Source organism: Arthrobacter sp. ES3-54 (assembly GCF_029504395.1).
Taxonomy (GTDB): Bacteria; Actinomycetota; Actinomycetes; order Actinomycetales; family Micrococcaceae; genus Arthrobacter.
Genome location: NZ_JAQFIF010000003.1, coordinates 411,479 through 437,828, shown reverse-complemented (window position 1 = coordinate 437,828; position 26,350 = coordinate 411,479). Strand labels below are relative to the sequence as shown.

At 67.8% G+C, this 26,350-nt stretch carries 23 protein-coding genes; 11 read left to right on the top strand and 12 right to left on the bottom strand.

From position 1 onward, the window contains the following. The first annotated feature begins 137 nt into the window (after positions 1–137). Positions 138–1,343 carry a DUF445 domain-containing protein gene (locus M2428_RS07940; RefSeq protein WP_277525532.1) on the top strand — a complete coding sequence of 402 codons (1,206 nt, stop codon included), beginning with the start codon at positions 138–140 and terminating at the stop codon, positions 1,341–1,343. 49 nt (positions 1,344–1,392) lie between these two features. On the opposite strand, the gene M2428_RS07935 is transcribed toward M2428_RS07940, so the two are convergent. Together M2428_RS07935 and M2428_RS07930 are read right to left on the bottom strand one after the other, a co-directional pair. Then, on the bottom strand, positions 1,393–2,142 hold the full coding sequence (locus tag M2428_RS07935) for a 5-oxoprolinase subunit PxpA (RefSeq protein ID WP_277525418.1): 750 nt from the start codon (positions 2,140–2,142) through the stop codon (positions 1,393–1,395). Then, on the bottom strand, positions 2,133–3,017 hold the full coding sequence (locus tag M2428_RS07930) for a hypothetical protein (RefSeq protein ID WP_277525417.1): 885 nt from the start codon (positions 3,015–3,017) through the stop codon (positions 2,133–2,135). Before M2428_RS07930 ends, M2428_RS07935 begins: the two co-directional genes overlap by 10 nt. A gap of 126 nt (positions 3,018–3,143) precedes the next feature. Between M2428_RS07930 and M2428_RS07925 the strand changes: the two genes are divergently transcribed. Further along, positions 3,144–4,550: an MFS transporter gene (locus M2428_RS07925; protein WP_277525416.1), complete on the top strand. Its 1,407-nt coding sequence runs from the start codon at positions 3,144–3,146 to the stop codon at positions 4,548–4,550. Positions 4,551–4,639: 89 nt separating this feature from the next. Here the strand turns inward: M2428_RS07925 and M2428_RS07920 are convergent, their stop codons facing one another. The 4 genes from M2428_RS07920 to M2428_RS07905 form a co-directional block, all read right to left on the bottom strand. Further along, positions 4,640–6,970 carry a glycosyl hydrolase family 65 protein gene (locus tag M2428_RS07920; protein WP_277525415.1) on the bottom strand — a complete coding sequence of 777 codons (2,331 nt, stop codon included), beginning with the start codon at positions 6,968–6,970 and terminating at the stop codon, positions 4,640–4,642. A gap of 98 nt (positions 6,971–7,068) precedes the next feature. Further along, complete coding sequence (locus tag M2428_RS07915; protein ID WP_277525414.1) at positions 7,069–7,812, bottom strand: HAD-IA family hydrolase; 744 nt, start codon at positions 7,810–7,812, stop codon at positions 7,069–7,071. A gap of 147 nt (positions 7,813–7,959) precedes the next feature. Then, positions 7,960–8,982 (bottom strand): LacI family DNA-binding transcriptional regulator, encoded by a 1,023-nt coding sequence (locus M2428_RS07910; protein WP_277525413.1) that lies wholly within the window; start codon positions 8,980–8,982, stop codon positions 7,960–7,962. Between the two features lie 221 nt (positions 8,983–9,203). Continuing rightward, positions 9,204–9,821, bottom strand: coding sequence for a dienelactone hydrolase family protein (locus M2428_RS07905; RefSeq protein WP_277525411.1), 618 nt, complete (start codon positions 9,819–9,821; stop codon positions 9,204–9,206). A 324-nt stretch (positions 9,822–10,145) separates the two neighbouring features. Between M2428_RS07905 and M2428_RS07900 the strand changes: the two genes are divergently transcribed. From M2428_RS07900 to M2428_RS07875, 6 genes are all read left to right on the top strand, one after another. Further along, a complete protein-coding gene (locus M2428_RS07900; RefSeq protein ID WP_277525531.1) occupies positions 10,146–10,409 on the top strand; it encodes a DUF6458 family protein in 264 nt (87 codons plus the stop codon). A 525-nt stretch (positions 10,410–10,934) separates the two neighbouring features. After that, on the top strand, positions 10,935–11,753 hold the full coding sequence (locus M2428_RS07895; protein ID WP_277525409.1) for a DeoR/GlpR family DNA-binding transcription regulator: 819 nt from the start codon (positions 10,935–10,937) through the stop codon (positions 11,751–11,753). Then, positions 11,750–12,736, top strand: a complete 987-nt coding sequence (locus M2428_RS07890) for a hexose kinase (RefSeq protein ID WP_090578966.1) — start codon at positions 11,750–11,752, stop codon at positions 12,734–12,736. The genes M2428_RS07895 and M2428_RS07890 overlap by 4 nt, the downstream gene beginning before the upstream one ends. 2 nt (positions 12,737–12,738) lie before the next feature. Continuing rightward, entirely contained in the window at positions 12,739–14,817 is a 2,079-nt protein-coding gene (locus tag M2428_RS07885; protein ID WP_277525405.1) for a fructose-specific PTS transporter subunit EIIC, read from the top strand. Between the two features lie 69 nt (positions 14,818–14,886). Then, complete coding sequence (locus M2428_RS07880) at positions 14,887–15,168, top strand: HPr family phosphocarrier protein (protein ID WP_277525404.1); 282 nt, start codon at positions 14,887–14,889, stop codon at positions 15,166–15,168. Between the two features lie 262 nt (positions 15,169–15,430). Then, positions 15,431–15,718 (top strand): Rho termination factor N-terminal domain-containing protein, encoded by a 288-nt coding sequence (locus tag M2428_RS07875; RefSeq protein WP_277525402.1) that lies wholly within the window; start codon positions 15,431–15,433, stop codon positions 15,716–15,718. Between the two features lie 35 nt (positions 15,719–15,753). Here the strand turns inward: M2428_RS07875 and M2428_RS07870 are convergent, their stop codons facing one another. Further along, positions 15,754–16,764: a Ku protein gene (locus M2428_RS07870; RefSeq protein ID WP_277525400.1), complete on the bottom strand. Its 1,011-nt coding sequence runs from the start codon at positions 16,762–16,764 to the stop codon at positions 15,754–15,756. Between the two features lie 40 nt (positions 16,765–16,804). Between M2428_RS07870 and M2428_RS07865 the strand changes: the two genes are divergently transcribed. Next, positions 16,805–19,423: an ATP-dependent DNA ligase gene (locus M2428_RS07865; protein ID WP_277525398.1), complete on the top strand. Its 2,619-nt coding sequence runs from the start codon at positions 16,805–16,807 to the stop codon at positions 19,421–19,423. A 12-nt stretch (positions 19,424–19,435) separates the two neighbouring features. Here M2428_RS07865 and M2428_RS07860 read toward each other — a convergent pair whose 3' ends face one another. After that, on the bottom strand, positions 19,436–19,693 hold the full coding sequence (locus M2428_RS07860; protein WP_277525395.1) for a hypothetical protein: 258 nt from the start codon (positions 19,691–19,693) through the stop codon (positions 19,436–19,438). Positions 19,694–20,063: 370 nt separating this feature from the next. Here M2428_RS07860 and M2428_RS07855 point away from each other — a divergent pair, with 370 nt between their 5' ends. Together M2428_RS07855 and M2428_RS07850 are read left to right on the top strand one after the other, a co-directional pair. Continuing rightward, a complete protein-coding gene (locus M2428_RS07855) occupies positions 20,064–21,665 on the top strand; it encodes an MFS transporter (protein ID WP_277525393.1) in 1,602 nt (533 codons plus the stop codon). Positions 21,666–21,869: 204 nt separating this feature from the next. Beyond that, on the top strand, positions 21,870–22,922 hold the full coding sequence (locus M2428_RS07850) for an FUSC family protein (protein WP_277525392.1): 1,053 nt from the start codon (positions 21,870–21,872) through the stop codon (positions 22,920–22,922). A gap of 12 nt (positions 22,923–22,934) precedes the next feature. Here M2428_RS07850 and M2428_RS07845 read toward each other — a convergent pair whose 3' ends face one another. The 4 genes from M2428_RS07845 to M2428_RS07830 all read right to left on the bottom strand — a co-directional run bounded on the left by M2428_RS07845 (position 22,935) and on the right by M2428_RS07830 (position 26,348). Further along, a complete protein-coding gene (locus M2428_RS07845; protein ID WP_277525390.1) occupies positions 22,935–23,717 on the bottom strand; it encodes an SDR family oxidoreductase in 783 nt (260 codons plus the stop codon). A 25-nt stretch (positions 23,718–23,742) separates the two neighbouring features. Next, a complete protein-coding gene (locus M2428_RS07840) occupies positions 23,743–24,540 on the bottom strand; it encodes a hypothetical protein (protein WP_277525388.1) in 798 nt (265 codons plus the stop codon). Between the two features lie 126 nt (positions 24,541–24,666). Beyond that, on the bottom strand, positions 24,667–25,011 hold the full coding sequence (locus tag M2428_RS07835) for a GNAT family N-acetyltransferase (RefSeq protein WP_277525386.1): 345 nt from the start codon (positions 25,009–25,011) through the stop codon (positions 24,667–24,669). After that, complete coding sequence (locus M2428_RS07830; protein WP_277525385.1) at positions 25,008–26,348, bottom strand: acyltransferase; 1,341 nt, start codon at positions 26,346–26,348, stop codon at positions 25,008–25,010. Before M2428_RS07830 ends, M2428_RS07835 begins: the two co-directional genes overlap by 4 nt. Positions 26,349–26,350 lie beyond the last annotated feature (2 nt).

Sequence of the window (26,350 nt, the reverse complement as noted above, 5' to 3'; positions counted from 1 at the left end):
AGGCTGGGCTCATGCAGGTCAATACTGAGCCAACTTCCCTGACAGGTGCCCCTCCGGGCGGCGTTCGGCCCGACGGCCCTCCCGGGCAGCGTTCCGCTGCGACCAGCGACGCCGAGAAGGCCGCGGCGCTGCGCCGGATGAAGCTCCTGGCCCTCGCGCTCCTGATCGTCATGGCCGTGATCTTCGTCGTCGCGTTCGCCCTGCAGAAGCAGTACCCGGGGCTCGAATACGTCCGCGCGGCGGCCGAGGGCGGCATGGTGGGGGCACTCGCGGACTGGTTCGCCGTTACGGCCCTGTTCAAGTACCCGATGGGAATCAAGATCCCGCATACGGCGATCATCCCCCGCCGCAAAGACCAGATCGGCGCCTCGCTGGGCGAATTCGTGGAGACCAATTTCCTCTCCGAACAGGTGGTCCAGGAAAAGCTGGCGTCCGCTGACATTGCGCGCAAGGCCGGCGCCTGGCTCTCCAGCCCCGGCGGCCCGGACCGCGTCGCCAAGGAGGGTGCCGCCGTCATCCGCGGCGCGTTCAAGGTCCTCAACGACGACGACGTCCAGGCCGTGATCGAGTCCATGGTCCGCAAGCACCTGCTCACACCGCCGTGGGGACCGCCGGTGGGCCGGCTCGCCGAGCGGATCTTCGACGACGGCCACCACCACGCCCTGGTGGACCTGCTGGTGGACCGCACCGTGGACTGGGTGCGGGACAACCAGGAGACGGTCAACAGACTGGTCACCGACCGTTCCCCGACGTGGGTGCCGTCGTTCGTGGACGGGCTCGTGGGCGACAAGGTGTATGTGGAGATCCTGAAGTTCACCCGCGCCGTGCAGTCCAATCCGCAGCACCAGGTCCGCCAGTCGATCGACAAGTACCTCAAGGAACTCGCGCAGGACCTGCAGCATGACCCTGTCATGATCGCCCGTGCCGAGGGCATCAAAGCGCAGGTGCTCGGCGACCCCGAGGTCCGCGAGCTCGCCTCCCGCACATGGGACACCATCAAGACGGCCCTGCTCACCGCCGTCGATGACCCGCACAGCGAACTGACCGTCAAATTCAAGGCCGCCGTGCATGACTTCGGCACCCGGCTGCTGGTCGATCCCGAGCTCGCCGGCAAAGTGAACGCCTGGATCGGCGACGCGGCGGGCTACCTCGTGAAGACCTACCGCTCCGACATCGCGGGCGTCATCACGGACACCGTGGCCCGCTGGGATGCCGAGGAAACGTCCCAGAAGATCGAGCTGCAGGTGGGCAGGGACCTGCAATTCATCCGGATCAACGGCACGGTGGTGGGCGCCCTCGCCGGGCTGGCCATCTTCACGGTGGCCACCATGCTGTTCGGCTAGTTACCTACCGGTCCGCAGCTCCGTCAGGGCCGCCGTAATCAGGGCCGGCTCAGGCGAAACTCTCCAGCTCCACGCCGGCGGCCTCCAGCCCGGCCCGCACGGCGGCGGCAACACTGACAGAGCCGGGGGTGTCACCGTGCAGGCAGAGCGACTGCGGTTCGATCCGGAGCACTGTGCCGTCCACCGCCTCGACCTCGCCCTTCGTGGCGAGCCTGACCGCCCGCTCGGCCACCTGTCCGGCGTCGAGCAGCACGGCCCCTTCCTGCGTGCGCTGCACCAGGGTGCCGTCCGGAAAGTAGGCGCGGTCCGGGAAGGCTTCGGCGACGACGGGGTGCCCGGCGTCCCGGGCGATTTCCAGCAAGGCTGAGCCGGGGAGGCCCAGGACGGGCAGTCCCGGATCGTAGGCCTGGATGGCGGCAATGACGGCGGAGGCCTGCTCGGCGTCGCGCACCGTGCGGTCGTAGAGCGCCCCGTGCAGCTTGATGTAGTTCACCGAGGCGCCCACGGCATGGGCAACGCCGTCGAGCGCGCCGAGCTGGTACAGCACCGCGCCGAACAGGTCATCAAAGGTCATGTCCAGCGAGCGCAGGCCGAAGCCGGCCAGATCCGGGTAGCCAAGGTGGGCGCCGACGTTGACGTCGAGCTCGTAGGCCGCCCGGCAGGTGTCCAGCATCGTCACAGGGTCGCCGGCGTGCATCCCGCAGGCCACGCTGGCGCTGGTGATGAGCGGAAACATTGCGGCATCGTCGCCCCTGGTCCAGGTCCCGAAGGCCTCCCCCAGGTCAGCGTTCAGATCCAAAACGTGCCGCCGTCCTTCGTCGTCTTCGGGGCGCCGCTGTTTAGTGGCGCATCCGGTGGCGCGTCCAGGGCCGACTCCGGCGCAGCATCGTAGAGCGCCGCCGGCCCGGTGGTTTCCGCCAGGGCCTGCAGTTCGCCCGGAATCGTGTCCGGGATGGGCCCGAACGCTTCCTTGGCGTTCGCGACGACGGCGCGGCCCATCATCCGGTTGCCCACTCCGCCGACGACCGCGCCGATGCCGAAGGGCAGGGCACGGCCCAGCAGGGCCGTGCCCTGGGTCTTGAGCAGGGAGCGCAGGAACATCGTCTGGATCTTGGCCCGCACTGTGCCGAAGCCGGCGAGGGGGACGCGGCGGGTGAAGGCCGTGGTCCAGGCCTGGGTGGGCCCCTTTCCCCGCCCTGCCGCCTGTCCACTCAGCGAGCTCAGCAGCTGGGTGCCCTCCTCGCCCAGCATGATCGCCATGACCAGGGTGCTGGCCCTGTCCGGATCCACCATCCGCACGCCGTGCAGCTCAGCCAGCGCGGTGGAGAACAATGCGGTGGCTTCGAGGAACCCGACGGCGGCGGCGGCCGAAAGACCGAGGGCTGCCGCTGTTCCGACACCCGGAATCACGGCTGCCCCGCCGACCAGCGCCCCGCCGCCGGTGACGGCCAGCAGGTAGTCGCGCTCCAGGATGGCGGCGAGCTGGGCCGCCGTGGCATGCGGGTGCTTGCGCTGGAGCCTGCGGATATTGGCCAGCACCAGCGGCCGCTGGACTTCAACTGCCCGCAGGAGCACCTTGTGGAGGCCGGGCCGGGGGTTGCCGGCGGCGTCGAACATCGCACTGTGGGCTGTTTGCTGGGCAACCTTCATTGCCGGGTTGCTGCGCTTGGCCATGATCGCCTCTCATCGGAACCAGAAAAGTAAGTTCACTTAACATTAGGGCACGGCCCGGCACACCGGGTTCCGGCTGGACCGCGGCGGGCGCCAGCCGGCCGCGTGGCCGGCTACTAGACTGTGCCCATGCCCGCCCCGCGAGCCCTCCGCCCCTTCGCGCACCGGGAGTACCGCGTGCTGATCACGGCGCTGGCCATTTCCATCTTCGGATCCGGGATGTGGGCCGTTGCGATGGTCTACGAGGTGATCTACCTGGGCGGCGGTCCGCTGGAGCTCTCGCTGGTGGCGGCGGCGGGCAGCGTTGGGCTCGTGGCGTTTCTGCTGGCTGGCGGCATCGCCGCGGACCGCGTTCCCCAGCGGCTGCTGATCATCGCGGTCGAGGGCGCCAACCTCGCCGTCATCGCCAGCATCAGCGCACTGGCCCTGGCCGGCTTGCTTCAGCTCTGGCATCTGGCGCTGGGGGCCTTCGTGCTCGGCGTCGGGGCTGCGTTCTTCTTCCCCGCCTATTCCGCCATCCTGCCGCGGATCCTGCCGCCCGAGGACCTGCTGGCGGCCAACGGCCTGGAGGGGACCATGCGGCCGATCCTGCAGCAGGCGGCCGGGCCGGCCGTTGCGGGCGTCCTGGTGGCGGCCATGTCCCCCTCGTACGCCGTCACCGGCGTGGCGGTCTGCCACCTGCAGGCTTTCTCCATCCTGAACTTCCTCCAAGGCCAACCCGCGGCAGGGGCGCCGGGCGCTGCCGCGGGCGGCGAGGGCAGGGCCGGCGGCGAGGCCCACATCTCTGGCCAGAGGCGGGCGAAGACGTCCTTGCGCCATGACCTCCGCGAGGGCGTCAGCTATACCGTCCGCACGCCCTGGCTGCTGTGGACCCTGCTCTGGGCCTGCATTTCCGTGCTGTTCCTGATCGGCCCCATCGAGGTCCTGGTCCCGTTCGTGGTCCGGGACCAGCTCGGTGGGGACGCGCGCATGTTCGGCTTCCTGCTCGCCATCATGGGCGTCGGCGGCGCCGCAGCCTCGCTGGCCACGGCCTCTTTTCCCCTTCCGCGCCGCTACCTCACCGTAATGATGGTGTCCTGGGGAGCGGGCAGCCTGCCGATTGCCGCCATCGGCATCATGGACAGTTTCTGGGCCCTGGCAGCAGCACTGTTCATCTTCGGCGCCACCGGCAGCGTGGGCATGGTGATCTGGGGAACCCTGCTCCAGCGCCGGGTGCCGCCGCATCTGCTGGGCCGCGTCTCCAGCCTGGACTTCTTCGTGTCGCTGGCGCTCATGCCGGTCTCCATGGCACTGGCCGGGCCGGCCGCCGAGGTGCTACCGCTGTGGCTGATCTTCCTCGTCGCCGGGACCGTGTGTCCGGTGATGGCCGTCGTCGCGATGGCGGTGGCGCGGATGCCGTCCGATGAGCTGGCCCATCCGCTCGCCCGCGGCGCAGAAGAGGCCAGTGAAGCCGAACAGTCCGGCGCGGAGGCCGGCGGAGCAGAACACGCCAGCGGCGCGGAAGAGCCGGCCGGGGACGGCCTGGCGGGCGGTTGAGGGCGGATCGACGCCGCCGATCCGCCCTCAACTGCCCCCGCGGTAACCGCCGCGAACCGCCCGCCGGCGCCGCCCGGGTAACCCGCGCCTCAGACTGCGGCGCGCACCACCGGGATCGACGACGTCGGAAGGCCGCTGGGGAAGATGGTCGGCTCAGGGGCCGTGACGGGCGCCAGCGGGACCCGGACCGGGCCGCCGTCGACGGTGAGCAGTTCCCCGCGCACGTCGATCTCCAGCGGGGCGCCTTCACTGACCGTCAGGCTGATCGAATCCTGTTCCAGCACGACGTGCAGGAGCCTGCCCTGGATCTTCAGGTGGAACTCGAGTCCGTCCCATTCGGCAGGCAGCCGCGGATCGAAATACGGCACCGCGCCCTGGTCCCGCAGACCGGCGAAGCCGCTGACCAGCGAGCTCCACACCCCGCCGGTGGAAGCGATGTGGACGCCGTCGATCGTGTTGCCGTGGGTGTCATCGAGGTCGATGAACAGGGCGTGGGTGAAGTGGTCCAGCGCGGCCTTGCCGTAGCCGACCTCGGCCGCCATGATGCCCTGGACGCAGGCGGAGAGCGTGGAGTCGCCGGTGGTGATGGGATCGTAGAAGTCGAACGCGCGGCGCTTTTCCTCGGCGGTGAAGTCCTGCCACTGCAGGAACATGGCCAGCACTGTGTCGGCCTGCTTCAGGACCTGGTGCCGGTAGATCACCAGCGGGTGGAAGTGCAGCAGCAGCGGGTACTTGGACCGGGGGGTGGTCCAGTCCCACGGTTCCAGGGCCATGAAGTCGTTGTCCTGGGAGTGGACCTGGAGGTCTTCGTCGTAGGGCAGCTGCATGCGGTTGGCGGCCTGCTCCCAGAGCTGGCGTTCGGCGTCGTCGATCTCCGGGTGGTCCAGTGCCGCCGCGGTGCGCAGGTTGAAGCGCGCCATGACGTTCGTGTACAGGTTGTCGTTGACGACGGCGGTGTACTCGTCGGGGCCGGTGACGCCGTGGATGTGGAAGAGCCCGTCCTTGCCGAAGAAGCCCAGCGAGACCCACATCCGGGCGGTCTCGATCAGCAGCTCTGAGCCCAGGGTGTCCTGGAAGTCGGTGTCCCCGCTGGCCCAGATGTACCGGTTGGTCGCGAACGCGATCGCGGCGGCGATGTGGAACTGCGCGGTGCCGGCCGCGTAGTAGGCGCTGGCCTCGAGTCCGTTGATAGTGCGCCAGGGGAAGAGGGCGCCGTCCACGCTGAGTTCCTTGGCGCGGATCTTCGCCTCGGGCAGGAGGTCGTGGCGGAATTCCAGCACCTGGCGGGCGTTGCCCGGGTTTGTGTAGGTCAGGTAGGGCAGCAGGTAGACTTCCTGGTCCCAGAAGTAGTGGCCGTCGTAGCCGGAGCCGGACACGCCCTTGGCCGGGATGCCGGCCACATCGGCGCAGGCGGTGGCCTGCGCGAGCTGGAAGAGGTTCCAGCGGACGCCCTGCTGGAGCTCGGTCTGGCCCGCCACCACGATGTCGCTGGTGCTCCAGTAGCCGCGGTAGTAGTTCTCGCTCTGGGTGAAGATCTCGCTGACCGGCAACAGGGCCGCTTCGGCGTTGTCCGCGAGGTCCTCGGCGGCCTGGCCCACGGCGTAGCTGACGCTCTTCTCCAGCACGAACGGTTCGTCCGCGCTGACGGCGAGCACGTAGCGGACGCTGCTGTCGTCCTGGTCCACCAGGGTGTCGAAGGGCTGCACCCCGGCCGAGGTCCAGTGGTCCACGGCCATCCCGAGCCGCTGCTTGGATTCCGAGGCCTCCCAGGACAGGCGCAGGGAGCCGTCCCCGCCGTCGAGCCGCAGGGGCAGCAGCACGCGCCCGGCGTGGCGGCCGGCGCGGCGTGGATCGTGGGCTGAGTGGTCCTCCACCGGCTGGTCCTGGCGGTTGATGACCGAGGACGTGACGTCAGCGGAGATATCCCGGTCCGCTGCCACTTCGAGGCTGATGCCCAACGCGCCGCGGGATTCGTAGCCGACGGCGCGGCGTTCGGTGGTGGTCACGGTCGCGCCGGAGCGGCACTGCCAGGTGATCCGGCACTCGTAGATACCGGTGGCGAAATCCACCGAGCGGCGGTAGTCCAGCACCGTGGACTCGTCCAGGCTCAACAGCTCGCCGTCGATGATGACAGTGAAGTTGTTGGCGTCCGGGACGTAGAGGATCCGCTGCCCGGTACGGGCGAAGCCGTAGGCGTTTTCCGCGTGCTTGATGTCCCAGGTCTCGTGGAAGCCGTTGATGAAGCTGCCGGGAAGTTCGGCGTCAGCGGCGCCCCAGTGCGCGCCGCGGATGCCCAGGTGCCCGTTGCCGAGGCTGAACAGGGTCTCCAAGGTGCCGGCGTTGCCGGGGAGATGGACGGTCTCGACCAACTGCCAGGGATCGTTGGGGAACCGGGCGCGGTCCGAGGTGATGAGAGCCATGGTTAGGGGGTCCTTCGGCGGGAGTGGGCTGTGAGCTAGGCGGCAGGAGGTGGCAGCAGGAGGTGCTGAGGTTAGTGGCGGCGGAAGCCGGCGCGGGGCTAGAGCAGTTCGGCGAGGTCGTTGACCACTACCGTGGCCCCGGCGTCGAGCAGGGTCTGCCGGCCCGCCCCGCGGTCGACGCCGATCACCGAGCGGAAGTCTCCCGCGCTGCCGGCCTGGACGCCGGAGACGGCGTCCTCCACTACAACGCAGTCCTGGCTCGGCAGATCCAGGAGGCGGGCGGCGTATTCGTACGTGGCCGGGCTGGGCTTGCCGGGCAGCCCCTGGGCGACGGCGACGACACCGTCGACCACCACGGGGAAGTAATCGGAGAGCCCGGCGGCCTTGAGCACGGCGGGGGCGTTGCGGGAGGAGGAGACGACGGCGAGCTTGAGTCCGCGGGCCAGCGCGGCGTCGACAAGCCGGACGGAGCCCTCGTAGGGCTGGACTCCGCCGGCCTCGACGATGTCATTGAAGACCTTGTTCTTGCGGTTGCCCAGCCCATGGACGGTGTCATGTGCGGGCTCGTCGTCCGCCGGGCCCTCGGGCAGCACAATCCCGCGGGAGGTCAGGAAGTCCCGGACGCCGTCGAAGCGCGGCTTGCCGTCGATGTGGTCGAAGTAGTCGCTCTCACGGTACGGCGCAGCATCAGGGACCGAGGCCAGGAATCCGTCGAAGAGCTGCTTCCAGGCCTGCTCGTGCACCACCGCGGTGGGCGTCAGGACGCCGTCGAGGTCAAAAAGGATGGCGGATGCGCCGGAGAGGGCACCGGCGAGGCCGGAGGTGTCGGGAACTACAGTCATGAGTCAGGGTCCTTTCAGACAACGGGCAAGCAAGACGGTTTGATCAAAGCGATGGTTTAGGGCAGTCAGTTCAGGGCAGTTCCGGTGCGACGGCGGCTCTGCCTTGCTGCTCTGTTTGGGGACGTTCCGGTGGGGTCGCCGCCCGGATCAGCGGCGGCGCGTGCTCGTGCGCTCTACCAATTTGGTGTCCAGCAGATGGTTCGACGGCGGACTGGCAAGCGGCGGATTGGGAAGTCCCGAGCGATGAAGTCTTTCAATCAGCAGGTTGGCCGCGAAAGCGCCTTGGTCGGCCACAGGCTGGGCCATGGTGGTCAGGCCCAGGAACCAACTCATCTGATGATCGTCTATTCCTATGATGGACACGTTTTCCGGCGCTGACAAACCGAGCTCCCGTATTGCCATGAGCGCGCCGAAGGCTGTCTCGTCGCAACCGGCGAAGATCGCGTCCGGCATTTTGCCGTTTTCCAACAGCTCTGCCATGGCCAGCCGGCCGCCTTCGATGCTCGAACCTGCGTCGAGCACGAGGTCCGGGTCGACCTCGAGGCCGTGGCCGGCCAGGGCCTCTTCGAAGCCCCGCCGCCGCTCGCTGGCGGTCACGAGGGAGGGTGCACCGGTTTCGCTGCCGGCGAGGATCGCGACGTCCCGGTGGCCCAGTTCCAGCAGGTGGTTCGTGGCGGCGCGGGCGGCCTCCGCGTTGTCAATGCCCACGTTGTCCCAGGGCACGGCGTGCATCCCGACGCTGGCCACGGCGAGGCCCGACCCGGCGAGCGCGGCCATTTCGGCCTTACTGAGGCCGATGTTGAGCAGCAGCACGCCGTCCACGCGCTGCGCCAGGCCCGCGAGGTCGCCGAAGAGCTTCTGCTGCACGCTGGGCCGGTTCCGGAGGCTGATCAGGACGGTGTCATAGCCCCTGTCCGCGAAAACTTCCTCGGCCGCTTCCACCGCGCGGGCAAAGAACCATGCTGTGGCAGTCGGGGCGATGATGGCCACGGAACCGGTGTTGCCGCCGGCCAGCCTGGATGCTGCCGACGAGGCTTTGTAGCCCAGCTGGGCCGCCGCGTCGCCCACCCTTGCCTTGGCTTGTGCGGAGACATTGGGAAGCTGCCTGAGCGCACGGGAGACAGTGCAGATGGAGAGCCCCGAGAGCGCGGCGACGTCCTGGATTCTCACGCGCGAGGTCTTGGCCTGCGGCACGGGCTCAGCCCTTTCTCCCCCCGAAGTAGTGGGCCCGGTGTTCATGGCCGAGGTCGATTGTAAGCGCTTACAAATTTGGCATGCAAGTGGATGGTCCCATGTCGGGCCAGTGTTTGGGCGCGCGGCTGGACGGCAACCGGTCAGTGGCTGGTCAGTGGGCTGATCAGTGGCTGGTTAGGCTGCCGCTCGGCGTCTGGTCAGCGCAGGACGTAGTGCCGCAGGAAGGCGCTGACGTCCACGAGTTCGGCCTTCGAAATTGAATGTCCCATGCCGGGGTAGGTCCGGGCCGTGAGCTGGGTGTTCCGGTGCAGCCACTCCTCGGTGTGTTCGGCGGCGGCGTCGTTAATCACGACGTCGGCCCTGTCCCTGCCCCAAAAGAATGGCGGCCGGGAGGTGAAGGATTCGCTCATGGCCAGGAGTTCGTTGTCCAGGACAAAGCCCGAGAGCCCGACCACCGCGCGGAACTGGTCCGGCCGGAGCCGCAGAAGCGTGCTGGCCATGGCCATCCCCTGCGAAAATCCGAACAGGCTGACGCTGCTGTGCCGGGACTTGACGGACTCGATCCAGGCGAAGACTGCGTTCGTTGAGGCGACGACGTCGGCAAAGTCGTGGGTCAGGAAGTAGTCCAGCAGGAACCAGCCGTGGTGGTCACCGATGTCCTTGGGCCCGCGCAGGGCGGCGCAAGTGATCTCCGACGGCAGGGAACTGAACAGCTTGGACATCCGGGACTCGTCCGTGCCGTAGCCGTGCAGCATCACCAGCAGCGGCGTGCCGGCGCGTTCACGTTCGGGTCGTGACCAGACGACAGTCTCCATGGGCTCAGCCTATCCAGAGCGGCCGCGTCCTCGGCCCAGCATCCGTGGCACTGCGTCCGGGGCGCTGCATCCTTGGCCAGCCTCCTGGGCCGGCCTCCGATTCCACCGCAGAAGCGGACTTCTGCCCCGAGGACCCTTGGCGCACCCGTCCAAAACCCGGGGCGGATGTCCGAGCACGGGCCGGATGCCCGGAACCGGTGCGGAAATATCCCGGCCGGACCGAGGGCGATTTCATTGAAACAGCAGGGTCGGGGTTGTAGCGTGACGCTGGACAGCATGCTTAGCATCACCAATCCGTCCCCCCGGGACACCAAGGAGCACGTCATGAGAATCGGTTCCGCAATCTTCCTCATTGCCATCGGCGCCATCCTTGCCTGGGCCGTTGCCCCGGGGCTGATCCCCAACGTGAACCAGGCCATGATCGGTTACATCCTGATGGCGGTCGGCGTTGTGGGACTCATCGCCTCCCTGGTACTGGCCTCCCCCGGACGCGGCCGCACGCGCCGGGTCAGCGAAAGCCGCACGGTTGTGGACCCCAACACCGGCGAGACCATCACCCGCAATGAGAGCCGCGACGCGAGCCTCTAAGTTCCACCCGCGCTCCCTTCGCAACGCGGAATCCAACGACCCGGAAGCCGGGCCGGGCCTTGAGGTCAGGCCCGGCTTCTGCCACTTAACCCGCACGCCCCCACGCGGAGCACATGCCCAGCCCCGGGAGCGCACCATGGACATAACCCCAAACTGCCCATTCCCGGGGCGCACCACTGGACATGTCCTCCCGGCACCCGCCCGCAGCCACCCCCGCGCGGAGCACATGCCCAGCCCCGGGAGCGAACCATGGACATAACCCCAACCTGCCCATCCCCCGGCCCCACCACGGGACATGTCCTCCCGGCACCCGCCCGCAGCCATCCCCACCAAAGGGCGGGCCCCCGGGGGGGCCCATTTTCTGCGTTCATGTGGTTTTTCATTGACAAACCCACATGAACGAAGATAAAGTCAAACAATTCCACTTCATGTGACGGGAGTCACCGAAGCGGCGGGATCGGGTTCGGAGTCCAAAGCCCGACAAGAGCAGCAGCCAAGACAGGCGCAGTACGCAATGGAGGGTAAGTGTTCGCAGAAGAACGCCAGCAGCTGATCGTGGGGCTCATCTACGCCAGCGGCCGGGCCAGCGTCACGGACCTGGCCGAGCGCTTCAGCATCACTACCGAAACCGTCCGCCGGGACCTCGCCGCACTGGAAGCCTCCGGCAGCGTCCGCCGGGTGCACGGCGGCGCTGTTTCCCCGGACCGCTTCAGCACCACGGAGGAAAGCGTCCTCGAGCGGACTGTCCAGCGGCAGCCCGAGAAGATCAGGATCGCGGAGGCCGCCCTTGCCCTCATGCCCCCGGGCCTCACCGGCAGCATCCTGATCGACGCCGGCTCCACTACAGAAGCCCTCGCCGAGCTCCTGTCCGCCCGGGCCGCCGGAGCCGCCGCAGCCGGCAACCTGCCCGAACCCGGGTCCGACGCCGAACTGGTCGTCATCACGCACTCCCTGCCCATCGCGTCCAGGCTGTCCGGCGAACCCGGCATCGCACTGCACCTGCTCGGCGGCAAAGTCCGCGGCCTGACTCAGGCCGCCGTGGGCCAATCCACTGTGGAGGCCGCCCGCCGGATCCGCCCGGACATCGCCTTCATCGGCACCAACGGCATCCATGCAGCCTTCGGGCTGAGCACACCCGATCCTGAAGAAGCCGCGGTCAAGGCTGCCTTCGTCCAATCAGCGCGCCGCATTGTGGTGCTGGCTGATTCCTCCAAGCTGGACGCAGAGACGCTGGTCCAGTTCGCCTCGTTGAAAGATCTGGACACCGTGATCACAGACACCCAACCCAGCCGGGAACTCGCGGACGCCCTTGCGGAAGCCGGAGTGGAGGTGGTGGTCGCGTGATTGTCACTCTCACCGCCAACCCCAGCCTGGACCGCACCGTGGCACTGCCCGGCCCCCTCCTCCGCGGGGAAGTCCAGCGGGCCATCTCCGTCCGCCAGGAATCGGGGGGCAAGGGGGTCAACGTCTCCCGCGCCCTCGTCGCCTCGGGGCTCAAGACAATCGCCGTCCTTCCCGGCGCCGAGGCCGACCCTGTCCTCACCGGCCTGCGGGAGACCGACGTTCCGTTCGCGGCCCTCCCGATTGGCGAGCCGCTGCGCAGCAACGTGGCCCTCACCGAGCCCGGCGGCGTCACCACAAAGATCAATGAACCCGGACCGGTCCTCAGCGCGGATCAGCAGGAGGCCCTGATCAGCCTGCTGCTGGACCACGCCCGCGGCGCCGCCTGGGTAGTCCTGGCCGGCTCGCTCCCACCAGGGGTTCCAGCCGACTTCTACGCGACCGTCACCCGGCGGCTGCGTTCCCTGTTCGACGGCGAGGCCGCACCTCGGGTCGCCGTCGACTCGTCCGGCGAGCCCCTCGCCGCAGCGGTCTCCGGCGACACCTCGGGAAAACCGGACCTCTTAAAACCCAACGCCGAGGAACTGGTGGAACTGGCTGCCGCAGCCGGTTTCGCCACGAACAAGTCCGCCGAGGAGCTCGAAGCGGACCCGGAGGCTGCAGCAGCGGCCGCCTCCGCCGTCGTGCGCTCCGGAGTGGGTGCCGTACTGGCCACCCTCGGCTCCAAGGGTGCCGTTCTTGTGACGGCCGACGGCGCGTGGCTGGCCACGCATCCGCCGGTCACCGCGGTCAGCACTGTCGGCGCCGGCGATTCCTCGCTGGCCGGATACCTGCTCGCATCCAGCCAGGGCGCCGCCCCGGTCGATTGCCTCCGTCAGGCGGTGGCCCATGGTGCCGCCGCCGCTTCCCTGCCTGGCTCCACTGTCCCGGCAGTCAACCAAACCACCCCTGATGCCGTAACCATCACGGCCCTCCGGAAGGATTGACAGTGACACAGCTCATTACTACCGAACTGGTCGAGCTCGACCAGAATCTGGGCAACTCGCCCGAGGACGTGATCCGGCATCTGGCAGGCAGAGTCGCCGACACCGGACGCGCCACCGAGGCCGAGGGCCTTTTTGCCGACGCCTTTGCCCGGGAATCCAAGACCGCCACGGGCGTCCCGGGCGGCATCGCGATCCCGCACTGCCGCTCGACGGCGGTCACCGAGCCCACCCTGGCGATGGCGCGGCTGTCCCATCCGGTGGACTTCGGCGCCAAGGACGGACCCGCGGACATCATCTTCTTCATCGCCGCTCCTGAGGGCGCGGACCAGGACCACTTGAAGCTGCTTTCGAAGCTGGCGCGGTCGCTGATCAAGAAGGACTTCACGGCCAGCCTGCGCGCCGCGACCTCCCAGGCGGAGATCGTCGAGCTTGTCGATGGCGCCCTGGCGGACAAGCCGGCCGCCCACACCCCGGCCGAAGCGACCGGCGCCGCTTCGGCGGCCGCCGTCTCGGCCGCGGCGGGTGCCGCCAGTGAAGGTGCCGGCGCAGCGAAGGCCAAGGGGCCCAAGCGCCTCGTCGCCGTTACGGCCTGTCCCACCGGCATCGCCCACACCTACATGGCTGCCGACTCGCTCGTTGCCGCGGCCAAGGAGGTCGGCGTGGACCTGCAGGTGGAAACCCAGGGTTCCTCCGGCGCCAAAGCACTTGACCCCGCCGTGATCGCCGCCGCCGATGCCGTGATCTTCGCCGTGGACGTCGACGTGCGTGGCAAGGAGCGCTTCGCCGGCATGCCGGTCATCAACGCGCCGGTCAAGCGGGGCATCGACGAGCCGGACAAGATGGTCGCGGAAGCGCTCGCCGCCGCGGACAACCCGCACGCCCGCCGCGTGCCCCACTTCGGTGCTGAGGAACAGGCCGAACTCGATGCCGAGGAAAAGGGCGAGCACATTGGCACGAAGCTGAAGAAAGCCCTCCTGACCGGTGTCAGCTACATGATCCCGTTCGTGGCTGGCGGCGGTCTGCTGATCGCCCTCGGCTTCCTGTTGGGCGGCTACGACATCACGGCCTTCGCGGATAAGATCCTGGCGGAAAACAGCCTCTTCAACTTGCCCACCGTGTACCCGGAACTGGCGTGGGGCCCGCTGGGCGCGTACCTGGGTGCCGTGCTCTTCAAGATTGGCGCCCTGTCCCTGGGCTTCCTGGTACCCGCACTGGCCGGCTACATCGCCTACGCCATCGCGGACCGGCCAGGCATTGCCCCGGGCTTCGTTGCCGGCGCCACCGCCGTCTTCATGGGCGCGGGCTTCCTCGGAGGCATCGTGGGCGGGCTGATCGCCGGCTACGTGGCACATTCGATCGGCAGGCTCCACGTGGCCCGCTGGCTGCGCGGCCTGATGCCGGTGGTCATCATCCCGCTCGTGGCGTCGCTCGTGGCGTCGGGCCTGCTGTTCGTGTTCCTGGGCGCCTACATCGCCCGGGTCACCGTCGGGCTCAACGAATTCCTGTCCGGCCTTACCGGTGCCAGCGCCGTCGCACTTGGCATCATCCTGGGCCTGATGATGTGCTTCGACCTCGGCGGTCCGGTCAACAAGGTCGCCTACTCCTTCGCCGTCGCCGGCCTGAGTGCCGCCTCCATCACCAACCAGGCACCGTGGCAGATCATGGCAGCCGTCATGGCCGCCGGCATGGTCCCGCCGCTGGCCATGGCACTGGCTGCGACTGTGCTGAACAAGAAGCTCTTCAGCCTGGCGGAACAGGAAAACGGCAAGGCCGCATGGCTGCTGGGAGCCTCCTTCATCACCGAAGGCGCCATCCCCTTCGCCGCCGCCGACCCGCTGCGCGTCATCCCCGCCAGCATGCTCGGCGGCGCCGTAACCGGCGCCATCTCGATGGCGGCAGGCGTGGGGTCGAAGGCCCCGCACGGCGGAATCTTCGTCTTCTTCGCGATCGATCCCTTCCTGATGTTCGTCGTCGCCATTGCGGCCGGTACGGTCGTAAGTGCCTTGGCAGTGATTGCGCTCAAGCGCTGGGCAGTCAAGAAGCCGGTTGGTACGGTGGAAACGGTTCCCGTAGCCGCCTGAACCAGTGCACGATTTTCCAAGCAGATACCCACAGCTGATAAACACACAAGCTGACTTCAAGGAGCAGAAATGACCGAACGTAACGCCACCATTGCCAGCCGCGTTGGGCTGCATGCCCGTCCGGCAGCCATCTTCGCCGAGGCTGCAGGCGAGTTCGACACCCTCGAGATCACGATCGCCCGCCTGGGCGAGCCGGAGGACGAGGCCATGGACGCCGCCAGCATCCTGTCGCTGATGAGCCTGGGCGCCTCCCACGGCGAGGTTGTGGTGTTGCGTGCCGAGGGTGAAGGCGCCGACGCGGCACTGGACCGCCTCGTGCAGATCCTTGAGACGGATCACGACGCCGAATAGCCTCACCTTCCGGCCCCGCGCCGGAACACCGGCAGCGTCAGTTGGCCCGGCCGCCCCCGATAAGGGGCCGGCCGGGCCTTCGCGTTGCCGGGCTGGCCTTCGCGATAACGGCCAGGATGTGCGGAAACCAGGCTTTTTGTCAGTGAACTTAGTAAATGCTTGTCACAACCCTGCGGCGCGGCTAGTTTGGAATCCCCGGCGGCACCGTCCGCGCGCCGCCGCCCAAGTGGTTCCCGGCCGAAGAGGAGATGATCTCGCAGCCATGCCAACGAAGAAGGGCGAGCCCCGCGGCTCAGAAAGCCCCAGCATCAAGGACCCCGAGCTCTACGAGAAGCTGGTTGAGGACGGCGCCTCCAAGCATAAAGCCGCCAGGATCTCCAACGCCGCCGCCAAGCGGGGCCGTTCCTCAGTCGGCCGCAAGGGTGGCAAGGCCGGTGACTACGAGGACTGGACGGTGCCGCAGCTGAAGGAACGCGCCAAGGAGATCGGCCTCAAGGGCTACTCGGCCAAGAAGAAGAGCGAGCTCATTTCCGCCCTGCGGAACTCCTGATCAGGGTGGGCGACGGCGCCAGGCGACAGCCGGGCTCATGCACCCTTGCGGGCCGCCGTCTTCGCGGCCGTCGCCTTGGGAGCCGCCGCGGTCTTGGCGGCCCCAGTCTTGGAAGCCGCCGCAGTTTTGGTGGACGCCGACTTTGTGGACGCCGTCTTGCTGGCGGTGGACTTGGACGCCGTCGTCTTGGCAGCCGTCTTCGGGGCAGCCTTGGCCGCAGATCCGGAGGCCTCGGCCGGAGTCTCCGCGGCCCCTCCCCCGCCGCCGCGCTTTTTCTCGATGCTGCGCTTGAGGGCTTCCATCAGGTCGATGACTTCGCCCTCGCCCGCCTCGGCCGGGGCACCGAAGGTCTCCTCCGTGTCCAGCGACTCGCCCTTGTCCAGCTTGGCCTCGATCAGCTGGCGCAGCTGCTCCTGGTACTCATCCGTGAACTGGTCCGGCTCAAAATCGGAGGCCATCGAATCAACCAGGGCGGCGGACATTTCGCGTTCCTGCGCGGAGATCCGGATGGAGGTCTCGAGTGCGGGAAAGCTGGCCTCGCGGACTTCGTCGGCCCACAACAGCGACTGCAACACCAGGACCTCGTCGCGAATCCTCAGCGCGCCAAGCCGGGTCTTGTCCCGGAGCGCGAACTGCACAATTGCCACACGGTCCGTGTCCTCCAGGGCGCGCCGCAGCAGCACATAGGCCTTGGGCGACTTCGAGTCGGGTTCAAGGTAGTAGCTTTTTTCAAACATCATGGGATCGAGCTGATCGACCGGAACGAACTGGACCACTTCGATTTCGTGGCTGTTTTCCGCCGGGATGGACTTCAGCTCGTCGCGGGTCAGGACCACCGTGCGGCCATCGTCCTCATACGCCTTGTCGATGTCCTCGTAGTCGACGATCTTGCTGCAGACCTCGCAACGGCGCTGGTAGCGGATCCTGCCGCCGTCGGCGTTGTGGACTTGGTGGAGGCTGATGTCGTGGTCCTCAGTGGCGCTGTAGACCTTGACCGGCACGTTGACCAGCCCGAACGCTATTGCGCCTTTCCAGATGGCTCTCATGGATCAAGTGAACATCACAGTTGCGCGGAGGTGAAGGGTTTTGCCCAACGGTAAGGAACGCGTCCGGGTGGACGGACGCGAACTGGTGCTCACCAACCTGGAAAAAATCATGTACCCGGAGACGGGAACCACCAAGGCCGACGTCCTGGCCTACTACGCCGCCGTCGCGCCGGTGCTGATCCCCGCTTCCCGCAACCGGCCGGCCACGCGGAAGCGCTGGGTCCACGGCGTCGGGACCGCCGACGCCCCCGGCGAAATGTTTTTCCAGAAGAACCTGGACCATTCAACACCCGGCTGGGTGCCCCGGGCCGCCATCACGCACAAGGACCGGACCATCCAATATCCCCTGGTCAATGATCCCGCCACGCTCACCTGGCTGGCCCAGATCGCAGCCCTGGAGATCCACGTGCCGCAGTGGCGGGTGGACTCCCACGGCAACGCGCTGCCGCCCGACCGGCTGGTGCTGGACCTGGACCCCGGCGAGGGCGCGGGACTGGCGGAGTGCGTGGAGGTGGCCAGGCTGGCCCGCACCATCCTGCAGGACGTGGGCCTGGACCCCGTGCCCGTGACGAGCGGCAGCAAGGGCATCCACCTCTACGCGCCCTTGGACGGGGCCCAGAGCTCGGACCAGATTTCCGACTTTGCCCGCGAACTGGCCCGCTCGCTCGAAGCAGACCACCCGGATCTGGCCGTCAGCGACATGAAAAAGACCCTGCGCACCGGCAAGGTGCTGGTGGACTGGAGCCAGAACAACGCCGCCAAGACCACTATCGTGCCGTACTCGCTGCGCGGCCGGCTCCGGCCCACAGTGGCCGCACCGCGTACGTGGCGCGAACTCAGCGCCCCTTCACTGCACCACTTGGACTTCCAGGAGGTGATGAAGCGCGTCGCAGCCGGCAAGGATCCGTTCGCTCCGGTGTCCGGCGGCCGGCACGACGCCGGAGCCGAGGCAGCCCCCGCGGCTGCCCACGCGGCAGGCAACAGTCCCAGCGGACGGGCTGAAATGCCCGAGCAGGCCGGCGACGGCGGCGACACCGACCCGCGGCTGGAAAAGTACCGTACCAAACGGGACAGGGCAGGCACGCCAGAGCCCTTCACCGCGGAACGGCACCACGCCGAAGACGACGGCGGGACACGGCAGGAGAAGTTCGTCATCCAGGAGCACCACGCCAGGCGGCTGCACCACGACTTCCGGCTCGAACGCGACGGCGTGCTCGTGTCCTGGGCACTGCCCAAGGGCGTCCCGACCAGCAAGGCAAAAAACCACCTCGCGGTCCAGACCGAGGACCACCCGATGGACTACGTGGACTTCGAGGGTGACATTCCCCAAGGCCAGTACGGAGCGGGGACCGTCAGCATCTGGGACCGCGGATACTACGAATGCGAAAAGTGGATCGCCGGGAAGGAAGTCATTGCCACCCTGACCGGAGCCGAGGGCGGCGGCCTCGGCGGGACCCGCAGGTTCGCCCTGATCCACACCGGCCAGGCCAACGACCAATGGCTCATCCACCTGATGGACCCGGCCGGTTCGAAAGACCACCCTGGCGTGCGGCGCCCGTCGGGCACAGCGGACGGCGAGGACGACGGCGGCAGCGGCAGCGGCGGCGGCGGCGGCGGCCAAATCGAAAGCGAAAGCGAGAGCCAGGCCGACGGCGGAGCGGAAACCGGCAGAGGCCCCGATTCGGCGCCCGACGCCTCCGGGTTCAGCCCGATGCTGGCCACGTCCGGGACCCTGGCGGATCTTCAGGACCTGGACTGGCAGATCGAGCTCAAGTGGGACGGGGTGCGGGCCCTGGTCATCGGCGATGCCACCAAGATCCGGCTCATCAGCCGCAACGGCATCGACATGTCCCTGAGCTACCCCGAACTCACGGACCGGTCCCACTGGCCAGAACAGGGCTTCGTCGCCGACGGCGAGATCATCGCCGTCGGGCGCTCCGGCCGGCCCGACTTCGGCCTGCTGCAGGGCCGCATGAAACTCACCAAGGCCGCGGACGTCAGCAAAGCGCAGGCGTCGACGCCCGTGCGGCTGATGCTGTTTGATCTGCTCTTCGACGCCGGCCAGGACCTGCGGCGCCTGCCGCTGAGTGAGCGTCGCCGCCGGCTGGCGCAGTTCTTCCGCCCCTCCGCCGCCCCGGTAGAACTCTCGGGCGTGATCGACGGCGACGCCGAGCACATCCTCGAGAGCGTCGCCGAGTTGGGGCTGGAGGGTGTCATGGCCAAGCGCACGGACGGGCGCTACGTCGGCCAGCGCAGCCGGTCCTGGCTCAAGCTCAAGGTTGAACGGACCCAGGAAGTGGTGGTGGGCGGCTGGCGGCCCGGAAAGGGCGGGCGCCGTGAATCTGTGGGCTCGCTGCTGCTGGGGATTCCGGACGGCGCCAAGCTACGTTACGTCGGCCGGGTGGGCAGCGGCTTCAGCACCCGTGAACTCACGGAACTCAGGCAACAACTGGACGCCCTGCCACGGAAGACGTCCCCGTTCCGGGACGTGCCGCACGCTGACGCCGCAGACGCCAACTGGGTGAGCGCAAAACTGGTCGGCGAGGTCACTTTCGGGGAATGGACCGGCAGCGGGAAGCTCCGGCACCCGGTGTGGCGCGGCTGGCGCCTGGATAAGACGCCAGCCGACGTCGTGGTCGACCCTGCCGCGGGCCCCTAGTACGTGGTGGGGCTAGTCGTGGTGGGGCATCTGCGGACGGCTCTGCCGGTGCATGGCTCCGGCAGCCACCTGCTGGCCTTGCCGCCCGCGGGCGGTATCGCGGTCCTTGGGGTGACGCTGCTTGCCGCTGCCGTCCGGCCATTGCTGGCCCTTCGCCGCCGAGGGGGGCGCATGGTGCAGGGTCTCCGGTCCGGGGGCTTCAGCCATGGACTGCGCCAGATGGCTCGCGACCTCCGGCTCGATTTCTTCTCCGAATTGATGATCCGCCATTGATCTTCCTTTCCGCTGTAATAACCGCTGTGAAATGAAGTGTTCATCAATCGTAGAACCGCACCGATGAGATGTCTGTAGTGGCTGTGGCGGGCCTCTCCTTTTGGCCCGGTTCCCGCCCGATAACCCGCGTTTGTGCGGGCCGGTGGGGAAAATTTTGGCCGCGGCGCCGTCGGGCTCGCCGGTTCCCAGTAACCGGGCGGTGAAACAGGGCAAAAGAAATTCGCGGATCGGCCCCAAATACCGCCCGAAATGCGGGATCATACGGCACGGAACTCGGAAACTCCAGAGAAATCTGTAAAATTGAAAGCCTGCCCAGAGCGGGGCAGCTACCAGTCGCAAGCAAATGATCTCCCTAGGAGCTTCCCAAATGCCCACAGACCGAAGCATGACCGACTCTTCAGCAGGCGTCATTAACGCCAGCGGAACCAACCAAGGCGCGCCCAAGGGTGTGAAGAAACCGAAGCTACGCCGCCGTCGACTCCGCGAGTCCGACGTCAACGTAGTCGACCAGCCGATGCTCAAGAAGGCGCTCGGCGGCACCATCGTGGGTAACACCATGGAGTGGTACGACGTCGGCGTGTTCGGCTACCTGATCACCACCATGGGACCGGTGTTCCTGCCGGAGGCGGACAAGTCCGTCCAGACCCTGTTCCTGCTGGGAACCTTCGCCGCCACCTTCATCGCCCGCCCCCTCGGCGGAGTCGTGTTCGGCTGGCTTGGCGACAAGATCGGCCGCCAGAAGGTCCTTGCCGCGACCCTGATGATCATGGCCGCCAGCACCTTCGCCGTCGGGCTCCTGCCGGGCTACGCACAGATTGGCATATGGGCCGCGGTCCTGCTGGTCCTGTTCAAGGTTATCCAGGGCTTCTCCACCGGTGGTGAATACGCCGGCGCCACGACCTTTGTGAGCGAGTACGCCCCTGACAAGCGCCGCGGATTCTTCGCCAGCTTCCTGGATATGGGCAGCTACCTCGGCTTCGCCCTTGGTGCAGCCCTCGTTTCGGTGCTGCAGCTGACCCTCGGCCAGGACACCATGGAGCAGTGGGGCTGGCGCATCCCGTTCCTCCTTGCCGGCCCGCTCGGCCTGATCGCCGTGTACTTCCGGAGCAAGATCGAGGAATCGCCGCAGTTCCAGGCAACCCTGGATGCCCAGGAGAACCTCGCCAAGGACGCAACCGCCTCTGACGCCGCAGCCTCCAAGGGCCCAGTGGGCATCGTGAAGGCCTACTGGCGCTCGCTCATCGTCGCGATGATCCTGGTAGCGGCAGCAAACACCGCCGGCTACGCGCTGACCTCCTACATGCCGACGTACCTGACCGAGTCCAAGGGCTACGACGAGCTCCACGGCACGCTGCTGACCATCCCCGTGCTGGTCATCATGAGCCTCTGCATCCCGCTGACCGGCAAGCTCTCTGACCGGATCGGCCGCCGCCCCGTGCTGTGGATCGGCGCCATCAGCACGGTGGTCCTCGCCACCCCGGCGTTCCTGCTGATCGGTATCGGCGAAGTCTGGTCCACGTTGGCCGGCCTTTCCCTGATTGCTTTCCCGGTGACGTTCTACGTGGCCAACCTGGCTTCGGCCCTGCCGGCCCAGTTCCCGACGGCCAGCCGCTACGGCGCAATGGGCATCGCGTACAACTTCTCGGTGGCCATTTTCGGCGGCACCACGCCGTTCATCGTTGCCGCCCTGATCACCGCCACCGGCAACGACATGATGCCGGCCTACTACCTGATGGCCACCTCGGCGATCGGCGCGGTAGCGATCTACTTCCTCAAGGAATCGGCCCAGATGCCGCTGCCCGGCTCCATGCCGAGCGTGGACACCCAGGCTGAGGCCCGCGAACTGGTCGCCACGCAGGACGAGAACCCGCTGATCGACCTTGAGCACATGGACATGCCCATGGTCGCACCGGCCGTAGATTCCACCGCAGGGCGCGGGGAAGCCGAGAAAGTCCCGGCCACAGTCTGAGCCTGCCGGTCCGACCGGACCCGGCAGCCGTAGCCCAGGCTACGTAGCTGACAGCCCCGCCCTTTGAGGCCTGTTCCGTATGTTTACCCGTTGGGAAGCATCCGGAACAGGCCTTAGGCGTGTCCGCACCACTTTTCAGTCCCGGAATACCCAGGGAACCCCGGGAAACAGCCAAACCAGCGAAACCGGAGAGAGGCAGTTGTGATGTCCCTGCTGCACCACATCCGTTCGCTGCACAGCCTGGCCCCGGCCAACAAGGACCAAGTGTCGGCCTGGCGGGTGGCGATCAGCGTGGCCGTTCCGTCCCTGGCGCTGTTGGCGGCCGGGCGACCCGAGCTGATCGGCTACGCTGTTTTCGGCGCGCTGACGGGGATGTACGGCCGCACCGAGCCTCATCAACTCCGGCTCCGGCATCAAGGCCAGGCGGCCGTCCTCTTGCTCACCGGCGTGGGAGTCGGCGTCTTCCTCTCTGTCCATCACATTCATTCGTGGGCCCTGGTGGTCGCGGAGGCCGCGTTTGCCGGCGTGGCGTCGCTGTTCACGGACAGGACGGCCCTGAAACCCGCAGGCCCGTTCTTCGGGATCCTGGCCCTGGGCGCGTGCGCGTCTGTTCCCGCCGCAGTGCCCTGGCACACCGCCGTCCTCATCGCCGCGGGATCGGCCGGGTTCTCGATCGTGATCGGCTTTGGCGGTTGGTTCCGGGGACGCACCTGGCACCGAGGTCGGCGGCGGGACGTCGCGGCGCTGCGCGGGGCAGGCCGCCGGGCGGCGTGGCTGCATGCCGCCCGCTACGTGACCGCCGTCGGCGCCGCCGGCACCCTCGGAGTCCTCAGTGGCAGCGGCCACCCGCATTGGGCCATGGCCGCGGCGGCGGTGCCGCTTGCCGGCGCGGATCTGCCCAGCAGCGTGTACCGCGGCGTCCACCGGATTGTCGGCACGCTCCTGGGCCTGGTGGTGGTTGCGGCCATCCTGTTCCCGTGGCCGGGGTCGCCGCTGCTGGCCTTTCCCGGCCACGAGGCCGGGGTCCTGGCGTGCCTGGTGATCATCCTGCAGTTCAGCACCGAGCTGTTCATGGCCCGGCATTACGGCCTCGCCATGGTTTCCTTCACGCCGGTAATCCTGTTGATCGGACAGCTTGCGGCGCCGGCCGATCCCGGCGTCCTCATCGCCGAACGGGCCGTCGAGACCGGGGTGGGCGCCGCCGTCGGGATCCTGGTGGTTGTGCTGATCCGGCGCCGGCGCGTGGCCGTTTCCTGATGTACCCGCCGCCTACTTCGCCCGCCGCGGCGGCCCGGCAACGAGCCTCGGCGGCAGCACCCGCGAAACCGAAGTCAGGACCTTATAGCGCTTGCTGGGGATCGAGACGGCCTTGCCTTTGGCGTTGTCCGCCAGACCCTCGCTGACCACCTGCCGCGCTTCGAGCCACATCCAGCGCGGCGTCACCGTCTTGTCCATCCCCATCCGGTCGTGGAACTCGGTATGGGTGAAGCCGGGGCACACGGCGGTGACCTTCACCCCGCGCGCCGCGTAGGCCATGTTGGCCGAGCGCGAGAAGCTCAGCAGCCAGGCCTTCGCTGCGGAGTACGTTCCGCGGGGCAGGAAGGCGGCCACGCTGGCGACATTGATGATCCTGCCGGACTGGCGCGCGAGCATGCCCTGCAGTGCGGCATGGCTCAGCTCCATGGCGGTTTCGACATGGAGTTTCAGGTGCTTCTTCTCCTCGGCGATGTCGTTGTCCTCGAAGCAGCGCAGCAAGCCGATTCCTGCATTGTTGATCAGGATCTCCACCGGCCGTGCGGGATCGGTGAGGCGCGCGACGACGGCGGCAATCCCGGCGTCGTCGGTCAGGTCCGCGGCGATCGTCTCCGTCGCGTTCCCGTAGCTGTTCTCCAACTCCGCCGCCGTGGCCGCCAGGCGGCCGGCGTCGCGGGCCACGAGCACCACGCGGTGGCCCTGTTCGGCGAGTTGGCGCGCGAACTCGGCGCCGAGGCCTGCCGTCGCGCCCGTAATGAGAGCGGTGGTGCCCGGCGTGGACGCTGTTTGTGGGTTCATAGCGACAGCCTAACGGTGAAGCGACTCAGGCCAAGGCCGTGTCCGGCGCCAGTTCTTCACCCGCCGGGCCGTCGCCGTCCGCCAGTTCGTCCCCGTCCGCCAGTTCGTCCCCGTCCGCCAAGTGGCGGTTCTGAAGCTCTTCGGCCGCGAGCTCGTACCAGGTGTGGGCTCCGTACAAAGGGGTGCTGGTGTCGAGGTGGCGGTACAGGGCGTCTGCGAGCCGGCACAACGCGGTGTCGGACAGGGCCCGGACCGTGGCCACAGGATCGAGGGTGTCCTCGAAGTACTCCGAAAGCGCCAGCCCGTCCATGGTGCCAAAGTCAGTGACGCTGCCGGTTTCCGCGGCCAGCGGGATGTTGGCTGCCCCCAGCTCGGGGTCCAGCCCGAGTCCGGGGCCGATTCCGGCGTCCAGCACGGTCTCGAATCCGGCGTCAGCCCTTGTCTCGAGGCCGGTGTCGAGTCCGGCGAGGACCACGGCGTCGGAGCCGACGTGCAGGAGGCAGATAGGCAGCTCGGCCGGCTCGTCGAGGATCAGGCGGAACGGCACAGCCGCTCCGGAGTGCCCGGCGTCCGGGGATAGCGCCGGGGTCGGCAAGTGTCCGGCCTCTGCGAGCCGACGAAGTTCCAGCAGCAGTTCCGGGTCCACGTGGGATGTGCCACGCAGGTCGATGATCACGTCGGCCCCCACGGCGAGGCGGGAGGCCCGACGCACGATGTGCATGAGGGCATCCGAATCCGACGGGGTGATGCAGCCGGTAATTTCGAGTGTGACATTGGCGGGATCGACGTCCATACGAACGAACACACGCAGTTTATGGTTCATGGGGTTCTCCAAAAAGGGACCTGTCCAAGAGCCAACTGCATAACTCAGCTCAAACTTTACGAGGTTGTTCTCCGGCTCACAAGCGGACCCGGCGCCCGCGCCTATCCAGCCTGCCGGGTCAGGCGCTCAGGCCCCCTCAGGCACCCGTTCCGGCCAGTCCACGTACTGGTGGTATGACTCATGTTTGCGCAGGTAGCGGTACATGAACGGGCAATTCGGGATGATCCGCTTACCGGATGCCACCACGTCATCAAGGGCGAAGTGCGCCAGCACCTTGGCGAGCCCCTGGCCCTGGAACTGCTCTGCCGTATCCGTGTGGATGAAGTCGATATGGCCCGGCCTGTCGATGAAGCGCACCTGGACGGCCAGCTTGCCGCCGACACGGAGTTCGTACCGGTGCAGCTCGTCGTTCCTGATTGTGGAGACGTCCGGGGTGAAGGTGTCTTCCGTGGTTGCCGAGTTCTCCGTCATGGTTCGACATTGGCACTTAATGGCGGGTGTGGCAATGGCGGTTCAGATCCGCCCTGCCGGTCAGGCGTCGTTGTGAGCCGAACGGGAATCCGTCCCAGGAGCACGACGGCGAGCGCGAAGCATGCGGCACCCCCTCCGATTAGCCCCAGCGTGAGCCCGTTGAGCGCCGCGTCGACCGCCGGGACAAAAACGGCGACGGCGGCCAGCAGCACGGCGGCCGCCGGTCGGCTCTGCGACGGGCCGGACGCCGTCGGCCGCTCCTCCAGCCAGCCAAACAGCGCCAGCACCGGCAGCAACAGCGCAACGACGCCCAACAGCACCAGGGGCCGCCCCCACCACCAGGCTGTGCTTCCCCCGGCCGGCTGGGGAAAATTCGTCAGCAGCAGCAGCCCGGACATCGCCGCCAGCAGGGGCAAGTGCCACAAATAGACCGTCATGGACCGCCGGCCGGCCACGCTCATCGTCCGCCGCACCCCGGCCAGGGACGCCATCCGGGACAGCCCGGGCCGGAAGAGCTGGAGGGCGGCGGCCTGTGAGATACCCAGGAGCAGCAGCGTCACGTTGGGCGGATTGAGGTTCACCAGCATGTTCCCGGAGTACAGCCCCAGCAGGACCATCAGCCCCAGCAGCATGTTGCTGGCGACCATGATGCCAACGTGCGCCGGCCGGCCCGGCAGCAGCCGCGGGCCGTCTGCCAGGATGAATCCGAGCTGCTGCACGGCGCACCACAGGAACACCATGTTCAGGTAGGCCAGCGGCGGCAGCACTCCCCGCAGGCAATCGACTGTTACCACCAGGGAGGTGAGCCCGGCGAGTGTCAGCCACGGGGCGCGGGTGTGGAGGGCGGCCAGCCAGGGAAGGTTGAGTTGCGCGGCGAGGTACGCGGCCAGGAACCACAGCGGCATTCCGGCCCCGCTGGTGAGCAGCTCGATGACCTGCGGGGCCACCCCGGCCAGGCGGGCCGCCGACAGGGCGATGAACATGATGGCCAGCAGAACGGCGGCCGGACGGATAAGGCGCAGCAGCCGGCCCTGCATGAAATCGAAGGCGCTGCCGCCCCTGGCGCGGAGCCGCCGCCAGGACTGCAGGCCGGTGATCCCGCCGGCCACGAAGAACAGCGGCATGATCTGGAGGACCCACACCACAGGCTCAAACCAGTGCTGGTTGCCCAGGATGTTGTCGGTGGTCACGGTGCCGTCCGGGTGCAGCACGGGGCTGACCATCATCGTGTGCGCGACCACCACCAAGGCCAGGCAGAAGAACCGGACAAGGTCGATCACCGGGTCGCGGTCCGGCATCGGGGCCGGGCCGCCGGCTGACCGCTGCCGTGGAACCATGG